We start from the raw sequence: 14,862 nt of genomic DNA on the forward strand, positions 1-14,862 counted from the left end.
TCGTATTCAAGCAGAGCCGCCCGTCATCCGGCCACGAGCAGTGTCTCCCGGAGCAGTCGCTGATAGGCGATGACGAGTTCGATCGTCACGTCCAGCTCGAAAGCCAAGCTCGCAAGGTGGGGGCCTCTCGTCTCTTCTGCGGCAGCGTACGCCGAGGGCGTCAGGAGCCGTGCGGCGGCCCACTCGTCTGCTTGGCGTTCTTGGATACGGCGAATCGCGGGCGTTGATGAGGGATCGTGTCCGAGCGCATCGTGTCCGAGCGCAACGTGTCCGAGTGCATCGTGTCCGAGCGCAACGTGGCCGAGCGTCGCGTGGCCGAGTTCATGAGCGAGGACGCTGCGCGTGGTGCGAGCGCTCATTCCGGGGTTGAGGCGAATCGTGCGCGTCGCCGGGTCGAACCCACCTCGCGTGCGGCCGGTGCGCTCAACGACGCGAAGCTGACACTCATCGGCGAGGCGGAGGAGGTGATGCACTGATCCCCCTCGCAATCTTCGTGCGCGCGCACGCTGTCTTGAGCTACTCGTAGAGGTCGTCGGTGTCGACGTCGTGCCTGACGGCAGATTCGAATGCGACCTCTGCGACAGCTTCGCGCTGGCCGCCGACATCGGGCGCTCGCCGGATGGGGGTGACGCGACCAACCGTTACTCCGTCGGCTTTCAGCCGTTCTTCGGCGCGTGCAACAAGCACTCTGGGTTCTACGTTCAATGCGGCGCACACCGAGTAGACGACCGGCACGGGGATGGCGCGCTTGCCCGTCACGTAGTTGTCCAAAGCGCTTCTTGCCACTCCGATACTCCGTGCCATGGCGGCGATGCTGCTTCGAGACGCAGCAATTTCTGCGCGCATTTGGCGACCGACAGCGTCGTTGAAATCCTCGGCAGGTGTCTTCACCCGGCTCACGATAGCAGCGCCTTGACACCAGAATGCCGCCATTCTGCACCAATTCCACCTCAAGAGTGTCCGTACGTGGCGTTACTGTAGGCGCATGGGGACAGAAATGGGTCAGATGTTAGCACTTGAGGTCGATGGCGCCCGTGTTCATGCGGGGGTGTCTTTCTTGCGACTATCCGAAGCCTCGGGTATCCCGCTCGATTCGTTGGGTGACCTGCTGGACGGGAGGGTCGACTTCACTCTTGTCGACCTCGCGAATGTTGCGACGGTCCTCGGAGTGCCTGTCACCCAACTTCTTCCCGCCGCCGTGGGGGAGGACTCCTGAAGTGTCGGTCGTCGGTGCTCGCTAGGCGGCAGTAGCGTGAAGGCATGAAGTCAGTGCCGTTTGGAAAAACTACTGCCCCCGCCGTGATCGCCGGCATGATGCGCATCGACGACAAGGACGATGCACACATTCGCTCCCTGTACGCGGCAGCGCGAGAGTCCGGCATCGACTTCTTTGACCACGCCGATATTTATGGCGGAAGCATGCACCATTGCGAGGCGCGCTTTGCGGATGCGCTGCGTCTCAGCTCTGCCGAACGCGATGAGATCGTCTTGCAGACGAAATGTGGCATCGTTCCGGCGCAGGGGATGTTCGATTTTTCATACGACCACATCATCGCCCAGGTCAATGGTTCTCTTGCGGCGCTACGGACCGATCGTCTTGACGTGCTTCTTCTTCATAGACCAGACATCCTCGTCGAGCCGGATGAAGTAGCCCGGGCTTTCGATGAGCTTGAGGCCGCTGGCAAGGTGAAGGCATTCGGCGTCTCGAACCACACGCCGCGACAGATTGATCTGCTCCGCTCTGCCGTCAAGCAGCCGCTCGTAGCCAACCAACTGCAGCTCTCGATGACGCATGCGCCGATTTTGGCGCAGCCGGCCGCGGCGAACATGGCTGGCCATGCAGAAAGCGTCGTTCGTGATGGAGGTGGCATCGTCGACTACTGCCGAATCAATGGGATCACGATCCAGGCGTGGTCTCCGTTCCAGGACGGCTACTCGGGGGGAGTTTTTCTCGGTAATCCGCAGTATGCCGACCTCAATTCTGTGATCGACCGTCTCGCGGCCACGCATAACGTCACAGCGACGGCGATCGCCACGGCCTGGATCACACGGCATCCCGCAGGCATGCAGGTGGTCCTTGGTACGACCACTCCTCAGCGCGTTCGCGATGCGGCAGACGGAGCAGGCATCGAACTCACACGGCCGGAGTGGTACGAGTTGTTCCGTGCAGCAGGGCACCTGCTGCCATAGCGAGCGGGCAGGGCCTTCTAAGCGGGAACAAGCCGATCGAAAGACTCCCGCACTGCCTCTTCGAGCATGGGGTGCTGAAAAGTGAAACCAGCGGCTGAGAGCTTCTCCGGGAGCACCCAGCGGCTCTTCAAGATCAGCTCAGTTTCGGTGCGGATGCCGATCGCTCCGAGCTCGAGCATCCAGCGAGGCATGGGGATGCTCATGCGTGCGCCCAGCACGTTTCGGACTGTTGCCATGAATTCTGCGTTGTCGACAGGATGGGGGGAGGCCGCGTTGACCGGCCCATCGATCCCGGGATTCTGTTCAAGAAACTCGATGATGCGCGCCACGTCTTCGATGTGAACCCAACTGAACCGTTGCTTGCCGTGTCGGGCGCCGGGAATGTGGCCGGTGCCCGCCGCTTTGCGGGAAGCGCTGATTGGCCAGCGCCCGTCATGCTGCGCGCCACCGAGGCCGAGCATCGCGAGACGTTTCAATGGTTCGAGAACACCGCCGTGTCCGAGCACGATGGCGCTGCGCAGCGCCACGCGACGGGTGGCGGGAAGATCATCGGCGTACAGCGCTTTCTCCCATGCCTTCGCGACTTCGACCGAGAAACCTTTTCCGATCTCGCCTGTCGCCTCTGTCATGGCGCGGTCTTCCGCGTGACGATAGATGGTCGCGGTGGAGGAGTTCACCCAGAGTGCAGGCGGCGCGGCTGCGCGTGCGATCGCGGTGCTCAATGACGCGGTGGTGTCGAGCCGGGATCGAAAGATCTCGGCTCGGTTTTCTGGTGTGTAGCGGCAGTTAACACTCTTGCCTGCGAGGCCGATCACGAGCGCCGCGCCGTCGACGGCGCGGTCGATTTCTACCTGGTCGCCCCAGCGGATGTCGGCACCGGAGCGCGAGATCGTCACGACCTCGCGTCCTTCCGCACGAAACCGTGCAAGCAGGAAACGCCCCATGAAGCCGGTGGATCCGCCGATGACAACTTTGCCAGCGCTCATTTGGTCTGTTCCTTCGCCTCGTGGTGAATCCGATAGGTGAAATCGCCTCGGTACTCGTATACCCGGCCGATGAGCGGAGCATCGATGGTGAGACTGATCGCCTGCCGGTTTGTGGCATCGTCAAAGCTCTCCGTGAGGCGTACAACAGGGGAGATCACACGGGGGATCCGAAGGCGCAGGCGCCAGAGCCGGATGCCGACCGTGTGGCTGGTAAGACGGAGCGCGCCGTGAGAGGTTGCGACATCAAAACTGGCGGCGATCAGGCTGGGTTCCCCGAGCTCGTCGACCACTCGACCGTGGGTGGTGAGCGCTACTGCATCGCGCATGACCCACTTGCCCCGCTTGAGCATGAAGGTGCGGATGCCCATCGTTCTGGAGCCGACGCTGCGATTCTCCACAGTGAACGGCACATCGTGTTCCCATCCGGCGGCGACGACTCCGCGACGTTCAAGGATGCGGAGGATCGGCCATAGCCATCGCCGCGGAGTTCCGACGCTGTGAAATACGCCATCACCGATGCCTACCGCGCCCTCCGGTACCGCCAAAAAATAAGCGCGTAGTCGCGGATGCAGATCATTAAGGCGCTCGCCGAGCGCCCTGGCGTACGGGGACTGCGATGCGGGCGTCATACCTTGAGCCTAATCCTGTGCCAGCCTGATTCTGCTCGGCTTAGGGGGCGGGGCGAAGCAAGCGGTCAAGCACAGCGAGCGCCTCATGTTGCGGTGCTGTTTCGTCGAGCAGCCATTGAGTTTGCAGTCCATCGGACGCCGCAATAACGAGTGCAGCAACGGCTTGCGGTGCCACGTCGTCTCGGATCTTTCCGCGCTCCTGCTGCTGCTGCACGGTGTCGGCGAGGGCGTCACGCAGGCGAGAGAAGCGATCGGTGGCGAACGCACGTGCGGAGGGGTGGCCTTCTTCCAGTGCCGCGGCAACGAGCGTCGAATACAGCTGCATGAGCCCAGGAATAGTCCGGTTGGTGCGGGCGGACTCGATCATGATCTCTACGGGCGTCGCGTCCGCCGCATGCGTCGTGGCATCGCGCCCTGGAGCATTGCTCTCTTCGTAGACCGCAACGAGCAACTCTTCTAGAGACCCGAAGTAGTGGGTGAGGGCCGCGTGAGTGACGCCCACTTCCCGAGCGATGGCTCGCAGGCTGGTGCGATCAGAGCCTCGTTCAGCGAAGACCTCGATCGCGCGGTCGAGAATCTCTTGGCGTCGAGCAATTCCCTTGGCATAGGCGCCGCGCTGGCGCGATGGTTCGGCATGCGCTGGTGTTTCGGTGGTCATGTTCGGAGTCTACCCAACGAAAACTTCCGGGCGGAGGTATTTGGTGGTAGCGTGCCTGCACGGGAGGTAATTCCCGCTACGTCGCTGATGACCAAAGGAGGACGACCGATGACGATTCGGACTTCCCTGCAGCTGTTCACCCTGAGAGAAGAGCTGGAGGCCGACCTCGAATCTTCCCTAGCAGCAGTCGCTGCGAGAGGATTCAACGCCGTAGAACCCTACGATTTTGTGCGTCGGGCAGAGCCGCTTTCTGCTGCACTTACTGCCGCGGGGCTGGTTGCTCCCTCCGGACACGCGTTCCTTGCGTCGGAGTCATTTGTGAACCCCGATGGCAGCGGCACGACGGTTCCGGTTCCCTCGCCAGCGGAGGTCTTTGCCGCCGCCAAAGTTCTCGGGATGCATACGGTCATCGACCCCTATACCGAGCCTGCTCGTTGGGAGTCCGTCGAGCAGATTAAAGAAACTGCGCGGCTCCTCAATGAGGCGGCAGAGATCGGCGCCACGGTCGGTGTGCGTGTGGGATACCACAACCACGCCCACGAACTGGAGGCGATGTTCGACGGCGTGACTGGTCTTGAGGTGTTGGCCGGGCTGCTCGATGAGCGCGTCGTTCTCGAGGTAGACCTGTACTGGGTTGCCCGTGGTGGTGTTGATCCCGTGGCACTGTTGCAGCGATTGGGAAGTCGAGTAGTTGCCGTGCATGCGAAAGACGGCACCCTCGACCCGGCGCTGGCTGGCGCATATCCTCCTGCCGATCAGGTACCAGCGGGGCAAGGATCAGTGCCGCTGCTGGAAGCGATCGCTGCCGCTCCCGCGTTGGAACTTGCGATCGTCGAGTTCGACCACTACGAAGGCGACCTGCTGGATGCTATTGAGCAGAGTCGCGTCTACCTCGATGAGAAGGTGGCCGGCTGATGGTGGGCGTCGGTCTTATCGGTGCCGGAAACATCAGTGACCAGTACTTGTCGAACCTCACCACCTACCCCGATGTGACGGTGATCGCGGTCGCCGACCTGATCGAAGAACGTGCGAAAAGCCAAGCCGAAAAGTACGGCGTTCCTCGTCATGGTGGCGTCAGCGCTGTGCTCGACGATCCGGATATCGACATTGTCGTGAACTTGACGATCCCGGCAATGCATGTGGAGGTTTCCGAAGCGATCATCGCGGCAGGAAAGCACGTCTGGACGGAGAAGCCCATCGGCGTGAGCCGGGAGGAGTCGCGCCGACTGCTCCAAAAAGCAGACGCGGCAGGGCTGCGGGTCGGCGTCGCACCAGACACTGTGCTCGGACCGGGTGTGCAGACAGCCAAGAGAGCGATCGCGCGCGGGGACATCGGCCGCCCGTTGTTCGCTCAGACCACCTTCCAATGGCAGGGGCCGGAGATCTTCCACCCGAACCCCGCGTTCCTGTATGCCAAGGGGGCGGGGCCGCTACTTGATATGGGGCCGTACTACGTCTCGGCACTGGTGCATGTGTTCGGGCCGGTGGCGTCGGTCGCGGCGCTCGGGCTGCAGGGAACACCCACCAGACGGGTGCAGGTGGGAGAGCTCGCAGGGCAGGAGTTCCCTGTGGAGATTCCTTCAACGCTGAGCGTGTTGATGGACTTCGAGCAGGGTGGTCAGGCGCAGAGCCTATACAGCACCGACTCACCTCTGCTGCGCCAGGGCATTGTCGAGATCACCGGCACTGAGGGCACCATCGTCATTCCGGACCCGAACACTTTCGGTGGACCGATTTCGATCACGCGCCCACTTTCGAGTCAGGCAGAGCCGCGCGTGCAAGAGGTCGTTGACGTCGCCCAGGAGGGCGTGCTCTCCGGCCGGGGGGTGGGGCTGCTAGACATGGCACGCTCGATAGCGGCAGGGCGGCCGCATGTGGCCACAGGCGAATTCGGTTTCCACGTGCTCGACACGCTGCTGTCGATTGAAGAAGCGGCAGAAGCACGCGACTTCGTTCGGGTTGAGAGCAGTCTCGAACAGGTCGGATCCATTGCGGCAGATTTCGACCCGTTCGAGTCCACCCTCTGAGCAACGGCGGACACCCCCCCCACGAGGGGCTTAGGCGGCTGGTTCGCGGAGGCGGACCAGCCGCTCGTGTCCTGTCTCTTCCAGTTCGGCAATCTCGTCGCGCGATTTCAAGAAGTCAGAGAACGAGCGGTAGCCGAGAGCTTTCTCGCTAAACGACGGATCCATCCGGCGCATATGCGTTTTCACCGCGGAGCTATGCAGCCACTCATCGGCATCTGCTTTGTCATGGCCGAGACGCAACGCACGCTGCAAGAGCTGCGTGGCTTCTCCCTGCTCATCGAGCTTGGCGGGAGCGGGCGCTGCGGCCTTCGACTTCGCGCGCCGTGAGGTCTTGGTTTTGGTGGTGTCAGCCGCCGCCTCAGGTGCCGCGTCTACCGTGGTGTCGGCCTTCGGCGCGGAGACCGCAGGAGCCGCCTTTGGCGGACGCACGACGCCGGGGAGTGAGTCGTACGAGTCGAACTCATCGCAGGCAGCAGCCAGCGACTTGGCCGTCGAGCCAGAGACTCCTACGCCGATGACGTACCGGCCCAAACGCTTGCAGCGCTGGGCCAACGGCACGTAGTCGCTGTCGCCGGCGACGATCACAACGTGGGTGAGATCGGGCAGTCGGAACATGTCTTCTACGGCATCTACTGCCAGGCGAATGTCTGCGCCGTTCTTCGCATACGCTGCGGCGGGAAACAACTGCACCAGGTCGATCGCTCGTGCCACGAGTTGCGAGCGGTACTCCGCATTCACCGGCGATGACCAGTCAGCGTATGCCCGCGTCAGCACCAAGGTGCCAAACGAGGCGGCGTAGTCGATAATCGCGCCGACCTCGATCATTGCCCGGCTCAGCCGCTCCGCAACCTCAGGGTCATTGGGGTTCTCGGTGATGCGTTGACGGTCTTTGCCGTAGGAGTTCCTGCCGTGCACACGGTCGTACCAAGAGATAACGATGTTGTCGAAGTCAAGGTAGACGGCGACGCGAACATCGGTGGTCTCAGCCATGCGCAGCAGCCTCGCGCGGGTAGATGACGCCGATCTGCGCGCGAATGTCGTCCAGAGTGCCCATGATGGCGACGCTCTCGGCGACCGGCAAAATGTCGCCCTCGAGAATGCCGTCGCGGACCAGGCGCTCAGCCGCGAGCGCCTGGTACTGCATACCGCGGCCCTCGACCTCCGGCACGTACTCTTCCTGCACGGTGCCGTCTGGCAACACGAGGCGGAACGTGGTCGGCATGTACCAGACACGGTCGATCTCGATGCGCGCAGTCGTACCGATGATGCTGGCGGCATTGGGGCCAGCGGCGCGGGAAGAAGAAAGGCTTGTCGATACCGCGCCGCTCTCGTGAGTCATGACGGTTGCGACTTCGGCGTCTGCCCCGGTCTCGATCAGTCGGCCGACCGCGTGGACGCTCGTGGGGGCGCCGAGGATGTCCCAGATAAACGAAATCGGGTAGATACCGAGGTCAAGCAGTGCACCGCCGCCGAGTTCGAGGGCATTGAGCCGGTGGGCGGGGTCTGCCGGAAGAAGTTGAGTGTGATCAGCGTTCACTGCGCGGATTTCGCCAAGGGCGCCCTCGGCGATGAGCTCGCGAATACGAATCATGTGCGGCAGGTAACGGGTCCACATCGCCTCCATCACCAGCAGACCGCGCTCGGCGGCGAGTGCTTGCAGGTCTTCCGCTTCGGCGCGGTTGAGGGTGAATGCTTTTTCGACGAGCACGTGCTTGCCGGCCTCCAACGCCAGCCGCGCGTTCTCGTGGTGCATCGGGTGCGGTGTCGACACGTAGATGATGTCGACCTCTGGGTCTGCCACCAAAGCCTCGTAAGAGGGGTGTGCGCGAGCGATGTCGAAACGTTTGGCGAATGCGTCAGCCGACTCCTGAGAGCGAGAGCCGACCGCCACGAGGTCAAGCCCTTCGGTGCGCAGATCGGACGCGAAAGCGCCGGCGATGCCGCCGGTCGCGAGAATACCCCAACGAAGACCAGTCATGCTTTCAGCGTAGGGGTTCTGCGGCTTCGGATGGACGAGTTTCCGTCGACTCTTTTAAGGAATCAGGGTGATCTTGCCTGACGCCGAGCTGGACTCCATCAACGTGTGCGCGTGCGCTGCTTCGGTGAGAGGGAGCTGGGGTCCGAGGTCGATCACAAAGTCGCCAGAGTCCAATAAAGCGATCGTCTGAGGCAGCGCCTCTGCCCGCCACGACACTTCTTCATCCGTGAGGGGGGTAGGGGATCCGCCGGAGAAAGCGCGAATGCCGAACGCCGCAGCATCAGGGCCGCGCACGATTGTAGCGATCCTGTCCCTGTCTGCGACAAGGGCAAGTGACGTCTCGATGGCCTCGTCTGTGCCTGCGCAATCCAGCGCTACGGTGATCGCAGATGGCGCGGCCTCGTTAAGGCGCTCGTGCAGCCCATCGCCGTATGCGACAGGGATTGCACCGAGTTCGCGCAGGTGTTCGTGCCGCGCGGGGCTTGCGGTCGCAATGACGGTGGCTCCCCACGCCACGGCGAATTGCACAGCGGCTTGTCCCACAGCGCCGGACCCGGCATGAACGAGCAACACATCACCATCGGTGACATGCAACGAGCGCAGGGCTTGATAGGCGGTGCCAGCGGGAATACCGATGGCGGCGCCTTCAGCCGCGGTCACGGAGTCCGGCAGCTTCGCCAGATTTTCGACCTTGACAACAAGGGCAGAGGCGTAGGTTCCTGGTGTGTCACGGATCGCCACGCGATCTCCCACCATAAAACCGTCGACGCCATCGCCCAGCGCCTCGATCACCCCCGCACCGTCGAAGCCCACGGCGCGTGGCTCGGTGATCGAAGCGGAGGGGCGCTTGCCGCCGCGCAACTTTGCGTCAATCGGGTTCGCGCCCGCCGCATGAATACGCACCACAACCTCACCCGGCGCAGGAACGGGATCGGGAATCTCGATCATGTGCAAGACGTCGGGGGAGCCGAACTCTGTGTAAACGATCGCGCGGGCCATGAGAGCAGGCTACCTGCGTCAGCGCCCATCGGCGCGGTTTCAACGGCCGGACAATACCTTCATGATGCGCTGCGGTGACACGGGCTGGGCGGTACCAAGCCGCTGGGCGAACACGCTGACGCGATACTCCTCCAAGAGCCAACGGGCCTCGACGAGCGCGGGCGCGGCGGCGACATCTAGGGGGATCGTGCCGCCTGCATCTTCATATGCCTTCGACATTCGCTCGAACTCTGTCATCCGAGCCCGGTCTTTGCCTGGTTCGCTGGCGAGAAGCTTCAGCCGGTCCAACATCGCTTCGAGGTAGCGCGGAAAGTGCGTCAGCCGGTCGGCACCGGCAGCCGAGATGAACCCTGAGTGCAAAAGGCCGCTGAGCTGGGTGCGGATGTCGTTGAGCGGGCCGAGCAACGCCAGCGAGTTTTGCGACTTGATGCCGCGCTCGACCTCGCGGGCCTTCGTGAGCGTGCGGGCAACCAGGGATACACATGCGAAGAGTTCGTCGACGAGCACCGCAGACACTGCGTCGCGTACCTTGGCAAACTCCGCTTCGCTGCGCACGATGCCCCGGCCCTCGCCTGCCTGATCGCCCGTCGCCGCATCGATGACGCGGCGTGCGACCGCGGCACGGCAGTCCTCGATCAGCGCAGCAGCTGATTGATACGGCGATGCTGCCAGTGCGAGTTTCTCTTGGCTGGTGAGGTGCTCTTGCACGTAGGACGAGGGTGAAGGGACGCTAAGGAGTACCAACCGCAGAACACCATCACGCGTTGCTGCTGCTGCCGCATCAGGGGTCGACTCGACCCGCACCGACACACTCTTGCCGTTGTCGACGATGGCGGGGTAGCCGCGCACGACGCCGCCGGCGACACGGGTGTCGAGCACGGCTGGCAGGTCTCCGATGGTCCATGTCGTCAGACCGGTCTGCTCGATGGAGGCAGCAGCGACACGTTCGGCGCCGCGAGTACCTTTTTGCGGGCCCGAGGTCGGGGGTGCAGCTATCGAGCGAGCGACGCTGCTGCGTGCCCTGTCAGAAAGCTGTGTTTGCAGTCGGCGCAGGTCACGGCCTGAGCCGACAACTCTGCCGCGTTCGTCTACGGCGCGAAAGTTCATCCGTAGATGAGGAGGAACCCGCTCGTCGTCGAAATCGGCGGCGGAAACAAGCTGATTCGCGAGCGGCTGGATACGCTTAGCGAGGGCTTCTTTCAACGTGCGCGGCGGCAGACCGCCGTGCGATTCTGGACCCTCTTCGCCGAGGTCGGCACCGAACTTGTCTGCCCAGTCTGCGGCGGGAACCACATGTCGACGGATCGCCTTGGGCAGAGCGCGCAGCAACCCAGTGACGAGTTCAGCACGGAGGCCTGGCACCTGCCAGTCGAACCCGCGATCTTCAATCTGTGCGAGCAGAGGCAGCGGCAACACAACGCTGACGCCATCGTCGTCTGCGCCAGGTTCGAACCGATAGGCGAGTCCGAGAACCTGATCGCCCTGCGTCCATCGCGCAGGGAACTCCTGCTGATCGGCGCGCTCTGCGTCATCGATCAGATCGTTCTCCCGCATCACAAGCAGCTTCGGCGTCGCCGACAGCGTCTCTCGCCACCAGCTTTCGAAGGAGCGCACGTCAAAAACATCCGCGGGGATCCGCTCGTCGTAGAAGCGGAATACCGCCTCGTCGCCCGCGAGAATGTCGCGCCGTCGCTCCCGCTCTTCAAGTTTTTCTAGGCGTCGGCGGAGCTCGGCGTTGCTGCGCCAGAACGCGCTGACGCGCTTATCGATGCGCGCGGGATCCCACTCACCTTCGACGAGGGCGTGGCGCACAAACAGCTCGCGCGAGGCGGCGCGGTCAATGCGTGCGAACTGCACCCTTCGGCGGGGAATGATCTCCAGTCCGAACAGCGTCACCTTTTCAAACGCGACGGCGGCGCCCGCATCTTTAGACCAGTGCGGTTCTGTGATCTGACGTTTAGCCAGGTCGCCAGCGAGCGGCTCGGCCCAGGCGGGGTCGATGGCGGCGACGGTGCGCGCGAAAGTGCGGGACGTCTCCACAATCTCGGCGGCGATCACCGCGCGAGGACTCTTCTTGCGGAGCCCAGAGCCGGGGAAAATGGAGAACCGGATTCCGCGCGCTCCGCGATACTCCGCGATACGTCGTTTCGCGTCTTTCGCGGGAGAGTGCGCCTTGCCAGCCGGAGCGCTGCGCTCGTCGAGGAGCCCGATCTGTGACAGCAACCCAGACAGGATCGCGCGGTGGATCGCATCCGGGTCGCTCGCGCCTGTTGCCTCGCCGCCGCGGTCGTTTGTCTTCACCAGGGTGCGCAGCTGGCGGTGCACATCGAACCATTCGCGCACTCGCACATAGTTCAAGTGTTCTGATCGGCAGAGGCGGCGGAACGCGCTCGAACCGAGCTCACGTTGCTGCTCGCGCAGATGGTTCCACAGGTTCAACAGGGTGATGAAGTCGCTGGTCGGATCGACGAAGCGCGCGTGCATGCGGTCGGCTTCTTCGCGGCGCTCCTCCGGCCGCTCCCTGACATCTTGGATCGTCATCCCCGACACGATGGCGAGGACGTCTCGGGTGACGCCGCCCTTCGACAGGTTCAGGGACCCCTTCGACGGGCTCAGGGGCCGATCCGGGCTCAGGGACCCCTTCGACAGGCTCAGGGACCCCTTCGACAGGCTCAGGGACCCCTTCGACAGGCTCAGGGACCCCTTCGACGGGCTCAGGGACCCCTTCGACGGGCTCAGGGACCGGTCCGGGCTCAGGGACGGGTCCGGGCTCAGGGACCGGTGCGGGGACTGGGTCCCTGAGCTTGTCGAAGGGCGCCCCGCCTCGATCAGCATGCGGGCGAAGCGCGGGTCGATCGGCATCCGGGCGATCTCGCGGCCGGTGCGGGTGAGGTGAGGGGAGCCGTCCCGCCGGGACGGTTCCACAGCACCCAGCTCGGTCAGCAGATCGAACGCGGCTTTCACGCCTCGCGAGTCTGGTGGGGTGAGGAAGGGGAACGCGGTGATGTCGCCGAAGCCGAGCGACAACATCTGCAGAATGACGGAGGCAAGCGAAGTGCGCAAAATCTCGGGCTCGGTGTACTCCGGCCGTGAGCTGTAGTCGTCTTCGGAGTACAGGCGGATGGCGATTCCGTCGCTGGTGCGCCCTGCGCGCCCTGAACGCTGGTTCGCTGATGCTTGGGAGATGGCTTCGATCGGCAACCGTTGCACCTTGGAGCGGTTGCTGTAGCGGGAGATACGCGCCGTGCCAGTGTCGACGACGTACTTAATGCCAGGCACCGTGAGACTTGTCTCGGCGACGTTGGTGGCGAGGATGACGCGACGGCGCACTCCGGCAACTTTGCTGCGTTCGAAAACGCGGTGCTGGTCGGCGGCAGAGAGTCGTCCAAACAGCGGTAGCACCTCTGTGGGGGAGCGATCGTTGGCGTAGGCACCGCGCACGGCGTCGGCCGCGTCTCTGATCTCCGCTTCGCCGGGGAGGAAGACGAGCACATCGCCTGGCGCTTCGCGGTCGAGTTCGCGAAGCGCGGCGACAATGGCCGACACTTCATCCTCAGGTTCGCCGGAATCCTTCGACTCCTCTTCGTCAGTATCAGCGACCAGCGGACGGTGACGAATTTCTACCGGATACGTGCGTCCTGAGACCTCGATGATCGGTGCCGGAGCACCTTCCGCGTCGGCGAAGTGTTTGGCGAAGCTCTCCGGATCGATGGTCGCGGAGGTAATAATCACTTTGAGGTCGCGGCGCTCCGGCAAGATGCGGGCCAGGTACCCGAGCAGAAAGTCGACGTTCAGAGAGCGCTCGTGCGCCTCGTCGATGATGATGGTGTCGTAGCGCGTGAGCAGCCGGTCGCGGTGGATCTCGTTGAGCAGAATGCCGTCTGTCATCAGGGCGATGCGCGTCTCTTCTGAGACTTTGTCGGTAAACCGCACCTTGTAGCCGACAAGAGTGCCGAGCTCGACCTGGAGCTCTTCTGCCACTCGCTCCGCAATGGTGCGTGCGGCGAGGCGGCGAGGTTGCGTGTGTGCAATGCGCTCGCGTCCGAGCTCGAGAGCGATCTTCGGTAGCTGCGTTGTCTTTCCTGATCCGGTCGCTCCGGCAACAATCACGACCTGGTGGTGGCGGATGGCTTCGGCGATCTCTTCCCTGGCGGCACTGACCGGCAGCTCAGGAGGGTAGATGATCGCGGGAGAAGACATAGCCCTTTATCGTATGACGGATACGTGCCTACGATCGTCTGGTGAGCAATGCTTTGTCGCCCGTCCGGTGGTTTCATGAGTTCGGTCGGCCGCCGCGCATCCTGGGGCTCGATGTTGCCAGAGCGCTGGCGATCCTCGGCATGGTGGGCGCACACATTGGTGAGACCGGCTCGGTGGTCTGGGGTGACCCCCGCACGTGGGCTGCGCTGGTGAACGGCCGCTCATCGATTCTGTTCGCCCTGCTCGCCGGAATCTCGATCGCTCTGATGACGGGGCGCAGTTCGATTCCTGCACGCGAGAGCATTCCCGACATCCGACTGCGTTTGGTTGGACGCGGTGCGGTGATCTTCGTCATTGGGCTCACGCTGGAGATGCTGAATACTCCCATTGCGGTGATTCTCACGCTGTATGGGCTGCTGTACGTGGCGGTGATCCCGTTCCTCCGCTGGACACCAGGCCGGCTCCTCGCGGGTGCCAGTGTGCTGGCGCTTTTCGGGCCTCCGCTACTCGCTCTTGTGAGCGAGGTCATGCGCGGGCCGACGGGATCCGGGATTGACTTCGTGCTCTACGGCTCCTATCCGATCACCGTCTGGATGGTGTTCATCCTCGCGGGTATGGCCATCGGGCGGATGCAGATACAGGACACTCGTAGCGCCTGGCTGATGCTCGGCGTCGGCGTCGTGGTGTCGATTGTGGGGTACGCGCTCGGAGGACTGGGTGCCCAAAGTGGTATGTCTGACGGCGCGGCCTCCGCCGTGTTCGCTGTCGCGCCGCATAGCGGTGGTACGGCGGAGATTCTCGGTTCGGGAGGGTTCGCTCTTGCGGTGATCGCTGTGTGCCTTCTGCTGAGTCGACCGCTGCGCTGGGCTGCATTGCCCCTTGGTGCACTTGGCTCCATGCCACTGACGGCATACAGTGCTCATGTTCTGTCGATCGTGTTGCTCGTGGGGCCGGGAGGGTTTCTGTCGAGCAACAGTTTTTGGGCGGCAACGACGCTCTTCCTGCTCGTCGCGTCGACCGCCTGGTCGATGTTCTTTGGTCGAGGACCGCTCGAACGCCTCGTAGGCAAGGGAGCCACGGCGATGGCGGCCATTCCGCGCCAGTGAAACTGTCAAGACCATCCTGAGCAAGGCCGTGTGTTAGCGTGAATCAGCAGCGCTGTCTGGCGTGTGCAACCGACTCGGATCTAGGGTCG

General features: G+C 63.3%; 14 protein-coding genes. 5 read left to right on the forward strand and 9 right to left on the reverse strand.

Translation table 11 applies throughout. The features are described 5' to 3' along the window. Positions 1 to 23 precede the first annotated feature (23 nt). Together AB0O87_RS06745 and AB0O87_RS06750 are read right to left on the reverse strand one after the other, a co-directional pair. Positions 24 to 473 carry an ImmA/IrrE family metallo-endopeptidase gene (locus tag AB0O87_RS06745; RefSeq protein WP_363513144.1) on the reverse strand — a complete coding sequence of 150 codons (450 nt, stop codon included), beginning with the start codon at positions 471 to 473 and terminating at the stop codon, positions 24 to 26. A 43-nt stretch (positions 474 to 516) separates the two neighbouring features. Continuing rightward, the gene (locus tag AB0O87_RS06750) at positions 517 to 900 is read right to left on the reverse strand and encodes a helix-turn-helix transcriptional regulator (RefSeq protein ID WP_363513147.1); all 384 of its coding nucleotides are present in this window, start codon (positions 898 to 900) and stop codon (positions 517 to 519) included. A 97-nt stretch (positions 901 to 997) separates the two neighbouring features. Here AB0O87_RS06750 and AB0O87_RS06755 point away from each other — a divergent pair, with 97 nt between their 5' ends. Continuing rightward, entirely contained in the window at positions 998 to 1,216 is a 219-nt protein-coding gene (locus AB0O87_RS06755; protein ID WP_363513149.1) for a helix-turn-helix transcriptional regulator, read from the forward strand. Between the two features lie 44 nt (positions 1,217 to 1,260). Then, positions 1,261 to 2,190, forward strand: coding sequence for an aldo/keto reductase (locus tag AB0O87_RS06760; protein ID WP_363513152.1), 930 nt, complete (start codon positions 1,261 to 1,263; stop codon positions 2,188 to 2,190). A 17-nt stretch (positions 2,191 to 2,207) separates the two neighbouring features. Here AB0O87_RS06760 and AB0O87_RS06765 read toward each other — a convergent pair whose 3' ends face one another. Genes AB0O87_RS06765 through AB0O87_RS06775 form a run of 3 tightly spaced genes read right to left on the reverse strand, consistent with a single transcriptional unit; the run spans position 2,208 to position 4,463 of the window. After that, entirely contained in the window at positions 2,208 to 3,176 is a 969-nt protein-coding gene (locus tag AB0O87_RS06765) for a DUF1731 domain-containing protein (protein ID WP_363513155.1), read from the reverse strand. Further along, a complete protein-coding gene (locus tag AB0O87_RS06770) occupies positions 3,173 to 3,805 on the reverse strand; it encodes a DUF4166 domain-containing protein (protein WP_363513158.1) in 633 nt (210 codons plus the stop codon). The genes AB0O87_RS06765 and AB0O87_RS06770 overlap by 4 nt, the downstream gene beginning before the upstream one ends. Positions 3,806 to 3,845: 40 nt before the next feature. Beyond that, the gene (locus AB0O87_RS06775) at positions 3,846 to 4,463 is read right to left on the reverse strand and encodes a helix-turn-helix domain-containing protein (protein WP_363513161.1); all 618 of its coding nucleotides are present in this window, start codon (positions 4,461 to 4,463) and stop codon (positions 3,846 to 3,848) included. 108 nt (positions 4,464 to 4,571) lie between these two features. On the opposite strand from AB0O87_RS06775, the gene AB0O87_RS06780 reads away from it, so the two are divergent. Beyond that, positions 4,572 to 5,378: a sugar phosphate isomerase/epimerase gene (locus AB0O87_RS06780; RefSeq protein WP_363513164.1), complete on the forward strand. Its 807-nt coding sequence runs from the start codon at positions 4,572 to 4,574 to the stop codon at positions 5,376 to 5,378. Further along, complete coding sequence (locus AB0O87_RS06785) at positions 5,378 to 6,490, forward strand: Gfo/Idh/MocA family oxidoreductase (RefSeq protein ID WP_363513167.1); 1,113 nt, start codon at positions 5,378 to 5,380, stop codon at positions 6,488 to 6,490. The genes AB0O87_RS06780 and AB0O87_RS06785 overlap by 1 nt, the downstream gene beginning before the upstream one ends. 30 nt (positions 6,491 to 6,520) lie before the next feature. Here AB0O87_RS06785 and AB0O87_RS06790 read toward each other — a convergent pair whose 3' ends face one another. From AB0O87_RS06790 to hrpA, 4 genes are read right to left on the reverse strand one after another with little or no spacing between them, the layout of a single operon-like run. Continuing rightward, complete coding sequence (locus AB0O87_RS06790; RefSeq protein ID WP_363513169.1) at positions 6,521 to 7,480, reverse strand: NYN domain-containing protein; 960 nt, start codon at positions 7,478 to 7,480, stop codon at positions 6,521 to 6,523. Further along, the gene (locus AB0O87_RS06795) at positions 7,473 to 8,468 is read right to left on the reverse strand and encodes a Gfo/Idh/MocA family oxidoreductase (protein ID WP_363513172.1); all 996 of its coding nucleotides are present in this window, start codon (positions 8,466 to 8,468) and stop codon (positions 7,473 to 7,475) included. Before AB0O87_RS06795 ends, AB0O87_RS06790 begins: the two co-directional genes overlap by 8 nt. Positions 8,469 to 8,522: 54 nt before the next feature. Continuing rightward, positions 8,523 to 9,467, reverse strand: coding sequence for an NADP-dependent oxidoreductase (locus AB0O87_RS06800; RefSeq protein WP_363513174.1), 945 nt, complete (start codon positions 9,465 to 9,467; stop codon positions 8,523 to 8,525). Between the two features lie 39 nt (positions 9,468 to 9,506). Continuing rightward, complete coding sequence (hrpA, locus tag AB0O87_RS06805; protein WP_363513177.1) at positions 9,507 to 13,667, reverse strand: ATP-dependent RNA helicase HrpA; 4,161 nt, start codon at positions 13,665 to 13,667, stop codon at positions 9,507 to 9,509. 41 nt (positions 13,668 to 13,708) lie between these two features. On the opposite strand from hrpA, the gene AB0O87_RS06810 reads away from it, so the two are divergent. Next, positions 13,709 to 14,773 (forward strand): heparan-alpha-glucosaminide N-acetyltransferase domain-containing protein, encoded by a 1,065-nt coding sequence (locus AB0O87_RS06810; protein ID WP_363513180.1) that lies wholly within the window; start codon positions 13,709 to 13,711, stop codon positions 14,771 to 14,773. The last annotated feature ends 89 nt before the right edge of the window (positions 14,774 to 14,862 follow it).

This window comes from Microbacterium sp. NPDC076768, from assembly GCF_040687205.1.
Taxonomy (GTDB): Bacteria; Actinomycetota; Actinomycetes; order Actinomycetales; family Microbacteriaceae; genus Microbacterium.